The sequence below is a fragment of the Neobacillus solisequens genome (assembly GCF_051233465.1).
GTDB lineage: Bacteria > Bacillota > Bacilli > Bacillales > Cytobacillaceae > Neobacillus.
This window is the reverse complement of the sequence record NZ_JBKFGJ010000010.1, coordinates 162,610-169,531: the sequence shown is the minus strand read 5'-3', so window position 1 is coordinate 169,531 and position 6,922 is coordinate 162,610. Positions and strand designations below refer to the sequence as shown.

The window sequence follows — 6,922 nt, the reverse complement described above, 5'->3', positions numbered from 1 at the left end:
GTCCTATCTCTAGGAGTGTCAGAGGATGTCAAGACCTGGTAAGGTTCTTCGCGTTGCTTCGAATTAAACCACATGCTCCACCGCTTGTGCGGGCCCCCGTCAATTCCTTTGAGTTTCAGCCTTGCGGCCGTACTCCCCAGGCGGAGTGCTTAATGCGTTAGCTGCAGCACTAAAGGGCGGAAACCCTCTAACACTTAGCACTCATCGTTTACGGCGTGGACTACCAGGGTATCTAATCCTGTTTGCTCCCCACGCTTTCGCGCCTCAGCGTCAGTTACAGACCAGAAAGCCGCCTTCGCCACTGGTGTTCCTCCACATCTCTACGCATTTCACCGCTACACGTGGAATTCCGCTTTCCTCTTCTGCACTCAAGTCCCCCAGTTTCCAATGACCCTCCACGGTTGAGCCGTGGGCTTTCACATCAGACTTAAAGGACCGCCTGCGCGCGCTTTACGCCCAATAATTCCGGACAACGCTTGCCACCTACGTATTACCGCGGCTGCTGGCACGTAGTTAGCCGTGGCTTTCTGGTTAGGTACCGTCAAGGTACCGGCAGTTACTCCGATACTTGTTCTTCCCTAACAACAGAGCTTTACGACCCGAAGGCCTTCTTCGCTCACGCGGCGTTGCTCCATCAGACTTTCGTCCATTGTGGAAGATTCCCTACTGCTGCCTCCCGTAGGAGTCTGGGCCGTGTCTCAGTCCCAGTGTGGCCGATCACCCTCTCAGGTCGGCTACGCATCGTCGCCTTGGTGAGCCGTTACCTCACCAACTAGCTAATGCGCCGCGGGCCCATCTGTAAGTGTCAGCCGAAACCGACTTTCAACTTACCAACATGTGTTGGTAAGAGTTATCCGGTATTAGCACCGGTTTCCCGGTGTTATCCCAGTCTTACAGGCAGGTTGCCCACGTGTTACTCACCCGTCCGCCGCTAACCACCGAAGTGGTTCGCTCGACTTGCATGTATTAGGCACGCCGCCAGCGTTCGTCCTGAGCCAGGATCAAACTCTCCAAAAAGAGTGATTAGCTCATAAAATAAAACGTTGGCTTCATTTCGTTAGAAATGAATATTATTGTTTGTTGACGTTCTTGTTTGTTTAGTTTTCAAAGATCAATTTTCGCTTGTTTATTTTATCTTTCGTTCAAAGCGACTTTTTTAATATATCACATCTCTCTTCATTGTGTCAAACAGTTTTTTTGTTTTTTTATTTCTCTGTTTGTTCTTCCGAAGAGGACGAGATTTAATATAACATGATTAAAATATGATTGCAATATAATTTTTACTTTTTTTACGATTTTTTTTATTATGGCTGTGTTAAAGAACAGTGTTGATTTTTTACACTCTGTTGATTGGAGCGGAAGGTGCGAAGACTCCTCGAAAATGCTAACGCATTTCCTTCGTGCGTGGGCGAAATTCTAGGAAGAAAATCAATGTCCTGTGGGAGTACGGTTCTGGAGAGACCCCGCAGGCGCAAGCGCCGAGGAGGCTCGCCGAAACGCCCACGGAAAGCGAAGCACCTGGAGCGGAAATCAACAGACAAGTTTAACAGAGCCTTTATTAAAGGATTTGTTAAACAGACTGTTAATTTCTGCTCCCATTCATAGGGTTTAAATTCAATAGTAACTTTAACATAGCCTAATTAAAAAGAAATACCCTGCGTTTTTAAGCAGGGCTGTTTATTTGCTTTTTTATTTTCCGCTCATCGATTACAAATAACAAGATGCCGCCAATCACGATGATTCCACCTAAGATTTGAGTCCAAACAACCTTTTCATCTAGTAAAAAATAGGCCAGTATGGTGGCTCCCACCGGTTCAAATAAAATGGCCATGGATATAGTTGAAGTACTAAGCCATTTTAGTGACCAGTTAAATAATGAATGCCCTAATAAGTTAGGTAAAAGAGCTAATAAAATAAAATAGATCCAATCTTTAGCCGGATAAGGATAAAGAGGTTGATCCGCAAGTAAGGCATATACGAATAATGTAATGGTACTCATAAAATAGAGTACAAATGTATATGTAATTAGGGATACTCTTTTTCGAACATCCTGACCAAATAGTAAGTAACCAGTCACAAAAGCGCAGGCAATTAGGGCAAGGAAGTCCCCAAATAATGCCGTTCCACTTATTTGAAAATCCCCCCAACTAATAACTACACTACCAGCAACTGCAATGATACCGCTGAGGATTGCTTTTCCTGATAACTTTTCTTTAAAGAATAAGTAAGTACCTATAAAAGCAAAGATTGGCTGAAGTGTTACTAATACTGTTGAACTTGCCACAGAGGTGTAGTTTAGGGATTCGAACCATAAAATAAAGTGAAATGCTAGTAAAATTCCTGCAATAGCGGAATAGAGCCAGTCTTTTTTTGTAATCAGCCTCAGTTCCGCAATATGTTTTTTTGTTAAAAATAGTGGAAGCATAAGGATTACCGAAAAAAATAAACGATAAAAGGCAATTGTCCCGGATGGAGCCGAGCACAGTTTCACAAATATGGCTGAGGCCGATACAGATAATACACCGATTGCGAGAACTGCATACGGATTTATTTTTGGTTCTTCCATAATGAACTCCTTTATGTGTAGAATCTTGTTAGGGTATTTTTTCTTTATCGTATATTAAATCATCAAAAATGAACAATAATTGAATTGAAAATGGACGTGAAAATATGAGCAGTCTTGATATGCATATATTAATAAAGCTTGGTATTTCTGCTGTTTTTGGTCTGATAATCGGTCTTGAACGTGAATTAAAAAGAAAACCAGTGGGATTAAAGACTAGTTTGGTCATTTCTGTTGTCAGTTGTTTATTAACCATTGTTTCTATTGAATCAGCTTATACTTTCCCAGTCTCGAAAGAAGTAAAAATAACCATGGATCCATTGCGTCTGGCTGCACAGATCGTGTCAGGAATTGGTTTCTTGGGTGCAGGTGTTATCCTTCGAAGGGGGAATGATAGCATATCTGGTTTAACCACAGCAGCTATGATCTGGGGAGCAGCTGGAATTGGGATTGCAGTGGGGGCCGGATTCTATGTTGAAGCATTTGTTGGTGTTGCTTTATTAATTATAAGTGTAGAGTTTATTCCTTTTATTATGAAGCTTCTCGGTCCGAAGCAATTGCGAGAAAAGGAAATCATGCTTCAGTTATTTATTAGAGATCAAAACCAGATTGATAAAGTCTTTTCTTCGTTACTTGAAAAAAAATATATTATCCGCCGAATTCGGATTAAGGATCTAGACGATGGTGATCATTTGGTAAAAATTTTAGTAGCTGTGGATTATCGGGAAAAGATTACAGATGTATATGCTTCAGTTTCCGTACTTGAAGGAGTTCAGAAGGTTGAAATTGAGAGTATGAGTTAGATAAAAAAATTTTTGCCTCCCCAAAATTTCCTCTTGCAAGTTTATAAAAATGAGGATATAATTTCACTTGTACCTGAAATAAGGGGGCTTAGCTCAGCTGGGAGAGCGCTTGCATGGCATGCAAGAGGTCGTCGGTTCGATCCCGATAGTCTCCATACATTTAGACCTTGCTTGTTAGCAAGGTCTTTTTTTACGTCTATTTTATTTTTATAATTAATTTTCAGAATATATTGACATTAAACCGTCCGGACGGTACACTGATGATGAAAATAATGTAAAGGCGGTGTTTATTATGAAAACCTCAGCAAGATCTAAAACTAGACAGGACATCCTGGATGCTGCATACGCGTTAATTTTAGAAGAAGGGGTAAGCCGGTTAACGTTAAATGCCGTAGCAGCCAAAGCCTCTGTTAGTAAAGGGGGACTGCTCTATCACTTCCCTTCAAAGGAAGCTCTTATTACTGGAATGATTCAAGATTTATTTGGCCAATTCAATCAACAAATGAGGCATGAAACTAACGAGGATGAACACTCCCCAGGTAAATGGACACGTGCTTATGTCAAAACTACTTTTTTAAGCGGAGAACGTGAAGAGAAGGAATTGCGCATCAGTGCTGGTCTGCTTGCAGCTTTAGAGAATCGCTCCGAACTGTTGCAACCTGCACAAGCTTTTTATCAAGATTGGCAAGAGAAAATGGAAACTGACGGAATTGATCCTGCCATTGCTACTGTATGTCGTCTCGCAGCTGATGGCCTTTGGTTTTCAGAGATGTTTGGTTTAGCACCATTACTTGATATGGACATGCGCGAAAGAGTAATCAATATTTTGTTACGTCTATCCAATGGAGAAGTAAAATAACCGTTTGGAGGGGTATTATGGAAAACAAAGTTAATCGTTGGAAGCACCGCTATAACGAGAAGGCAGAACTCTCTTATACAATTCCTTCTTTCCTATATATAGAGCCCACCATTTTGGCCGAAGAACGCGAGGCGATCTTTTTCAAAAATTGGTTTTATGTTGGTCATGTTGAAAAAGTGGCAGTCCCCGGAGATTATTTTACGGTCGAACTTTTTGATCAAAATCTCTTTGTAATGAAAGGAAAAGATCATGTCATTCGTGCATTTTATAATGTGTGCCCCCATCGCGGTCACGAATTAGTCCAAAGGGAAGGTAAAAAGTCAATCATTGTTTGTCCCTACCATGCTTGGACTTTTAAAACGGACGGACAATTTAACCATGGACGTGCTGTCAATCAGATGAAAAATTTTGATTTCAATGAGGCTTGTTTACGGGAAGTGCGGGTAGAACAATTGGCTAATCTATTATTTTTAAATTTAGATCCAAATGCCAAGCCATTGAACGCGATGATGCCTGGATTGGAAGAGGACATTTCTAAGCTGGTTCCCGACTTAAATAAATTAACCTTTGCACACCGGACAGAATATAAGATTAAAGCCAATTGGAAAAATGTCGTTGATAATTATTTAGAATGTCATCATTGCGCTGTGGCCCATCCAGAGTTTGTGGAGATTGTCGACATGAGCAGTTATAACATTACCAATTTCCCCTATCATACGTTTCAATCGGGAAAAGGCAAGAAGCGACTTGGCTGTGAAATAGAAGCGGATACAGAAGATAGTAGTATCCCTACCTATGCCTCTTATTGGCTGTGGCCAAATCTGATGATTGATGTTATGCCTGGTGAACCAGGTTTGATCGTAATGAGTGTTTGGCCAATTAGTCCAGAGTTTACTATTGAATACCTTGATTTCTATTACCTTAGCAAGGAACCCTCAGAAGAGGGCTGGGCAAATATTGTATACCAAGACAAAGTGCTAACCCCAGAAGATATCGCCCTAGTGGAAAGTGTTCAACGAGGCTTACATTCTAAAGGATATGTGGATGGCCGCTATGTGATTGACAAAAAAGGATCATTCATTAGCGAACACGCTGTTCACCATTTCCATGGTCTTGTCCTAAAAGCATTAGGGGCCATCTAATCAAAATATTAAGGGGGGAACACTTAATGGAAGCAAATAATGGTTTGAAAAAACAATTAAAGCTTTGGCACGTATTGGCTCTTGGAATGTCATTAATGGTGCCAACTACTGTTTTCGATGTATACGGAATTGCCTCAGGAGCCACACATGGTCATGTTCCAATGGCTTATCTCTTCAGTGTATGTGCCATTTTGTTTACGGTTTTTAGTTATGTTCACATGGTAAAAGTGTTTCCCAGGTCAGGTTCGGCTTACACTTATGCCCAAAAGGTATTCAATCCCCATATAGGATTTATTGTTGGTTGGGCTGCCCTGTGTGATTACATGTTCCTCCCGATGTTATATGCCTTAACCGTAAAATTGTACATGTCCTCCTTCTTTCCCGGAGTACCTAGCTGGCTATGGGTTGTCGTATCAATCCTGTTGTTCACCTCTGCCAACATTTTTTCTGTAAAAGTAACCGTATCCTTCAATTCTATCTTCGTGATATTTCAGATTTTAATTACCGTCCTGTTCGCTTATTTTCTTATTAGGGAGTTAGGAACTGGAACCAATTTTTCTCTTAAACCATTTTATTCCGCCCATCTAAGTTTTTCAGCCATCCTGGCAGGCTCTGTCATTCTTGCTTACACCTTTATTGGGTTTGATGCCCTGTGCACACTTTCCGAAGAAACTTTTGATCCTAAAAAAACCATTCCCCGGGCCATGATCATACAAACTCTTTTTCTAGCAGCTGTATATACTTCCATCACCTATTTCATGCAATTACTTTATCCTGATGTTTCAATTTTTCAAGACCCAGATGCTGCATCTTCTGAGATCGCTCAAAAAATTGGCGGCATTTTGTTCGCTACCTTTTTCGTTGCCATTACGGTTACCGGTAATATCGTGGGCGGCGTTGCGGCACAGCTTAGTACCTCTCGTCTTCTTTATGCAATGGGAAGAGATAATACCATCCCAAAGAAGATATTCGGATACGTTCATCCTAAAACAGGGGCACCAATTTTTAATGTCCTGTTATCAGGATTATTTTCGATGTCGGCTCTATTCCTCAGCCTCGAAACAGCAGTTTCCTTTTTTAATTTTGGAGCCTTTACCGCCTTTACCTTTGTGAATCTGTCAGTTATTTTCTATTTTTTCTTTAAGAAAAAGCAGCGTAATCCTAAAGCAATTTTGCTTTACCTCCTATCCCCTATTCTTGCTCTTTGCTTTATTGGATTACTTTGGGTAAATATGGATTTAAAAGCACTGACTTTGGGGATTATTTGGAATGTGATAGGTCTAATCTATTTAATATTTTTAACAAAAATGTTTAAACAGCAGCCCCCACAATTTATCCTTGATGAAAATGTAAGTGGTTAGTTTAAAGGCCTCCAACTAATATGGAGGCCTTTTCTATTAAATAGTAAATATTTAGTAATTTTCATATTTATGCAAAAATCCCCTTGCAACTCAGATTATTTTATAATTATAATTAAAAACGTAAGAATATTTCAAAAGTTATTAAAAGTCAGTTTTTAGAAAGGAGACGTTATAAATTTGTAGTACTGCAAATT

The 6,922-nt window shown here is 40.4% G+C and carries 5 protein-coding genes, 1 tRNA gene and 1 rRNA gene; 5 read left to right on the top strand and 2 right to left on the bottom strand.

Annotated elements, in window-relative coordinates:
• Both ACI3K6_RS11505 and ACI3K6_RS11500 read right to left on the bottom strand, forming a co-directional pair.
• Positions 1-1,017: ribosomal RNA gene (locus ACI3K6_RS11505) — 16S ribosomal RNA — on the bottom strand; the annotation flags it as partial.
• A 646-nt stretch (positions 1,018-1,663) separates the two neighbouring features.
• Positions 1,664-2,566, bottom strand: coding sequence for a DMT family transporter (locus ACI3K6_RS11500; protein ID WP_435554933.1), 903 nt, complete (start codon positions 2,564-2,566; stop codon positions 1,664-1,666).
• A gap of 104 nt (positions 2,567-2,670) precedes the next feature.
• Here ACI3K6_RS11500 and ACI3K6_RS11495 point away from each other — a divergent pair, with 104 nt between their 5' ends.
• From ACI3K6_RS11495 to ACI3K6_RS11475, 5 genes are all read left to right on the top strand, one after another.
• Entirely contained in the window at positions 2,671-3,366 is a 696-nt protein-coding gene (locus tag ACI3K6_RS11495) for an MgtC/SapB family protein (RefSeq protein ID WP_335478590.1), read from the top strand.
• 82 nt (positions 3,367-3,448) lie between these two features.
• Positions 3,449-3,521: transfer RNA gene (locus tag ACI3K6_RS11490), tRNA-Ala, on the top strand.
• A gap of 137 nt (positions 3,522-3,658) precedes the next feature.
• Complete coding sequence (locus ACI3K6_RS11485) at positions 3,659-4,225, top strand: TetR/AcrR family transcriptional regulator (protein WP_435554932.1); 567 nt, start codon at positions 3,659-3,661, stop codon at positions 4,223-4,225.
• Positions 4,226-4,242: 17 nt separating this feature from the next.
• On the top strand, positions 4,243-5,367 hold the full coding sequence (locus ACI3K6_RS11480) for an aromatic ring-hydroxylating oxygenase subunit alpha (RefSeq protein WP_435554931.1): 1,125 nt from the start codon (positions 4,243-4,245) through the stop codon (positions 5,365-5,367).
• Positions 5,368-5,393: 26 nt separating this feature from the next.
• The gene (locus ACI3K6_RS11475; protein ID WP_435554930.1) at positions 5,394-6,728 is read left to right on the top strand and encodes an APC family permease; all 1,335 of its coding nucleotides are present in this window, start codon (positions 5,394-5,396) and stop codon (positions 6,726-6,728) included.
• The last annotated feature ends 194 nt before the right edge of the window (positions 6,729-6,922 follow it).

Excerpts from the sequence above, each read along its gene's own strand:
- ACI3K6_RS11485 (WP_435554932.1), top strand. The coding sequence starts at position 3,659 with ATGAAAACCTCAGCAAGATCTAAAACTAGACAGGACATCCTGGATGCT.
- ACI3K6_RS11495 (WP_335478590.1), top strand. The coding sequence starts at position 2,671 with ATGAGCAGTCTTGATATGCATATATTAATAAAGCTTGGTATTTCTGCT.
- ACI3K6_RS11480 (WP_435554931.1), top strand. The coding sequence starts at position 4,243 with ATGGAAAACAAAGTTAATCGTTGGAAGCACCGCTATAACGAGAAGGCA.
- ACI3K6_RS11500 (WP_435554933.1), bottom strand. The coding sequence starts at position 2,566 with ATGGAAGAACCAAAAATAAATCCGTATGCAGTTCTCGCAATCGGTGTA.
- ACI3K6_RS11475 (WP_435554930.1), top strand. The coding sequence starts at position 5,394 with ATGGAAGCAAATAATGGTTTGAAAAAACAATTAAAGCTTTGGCACGTA.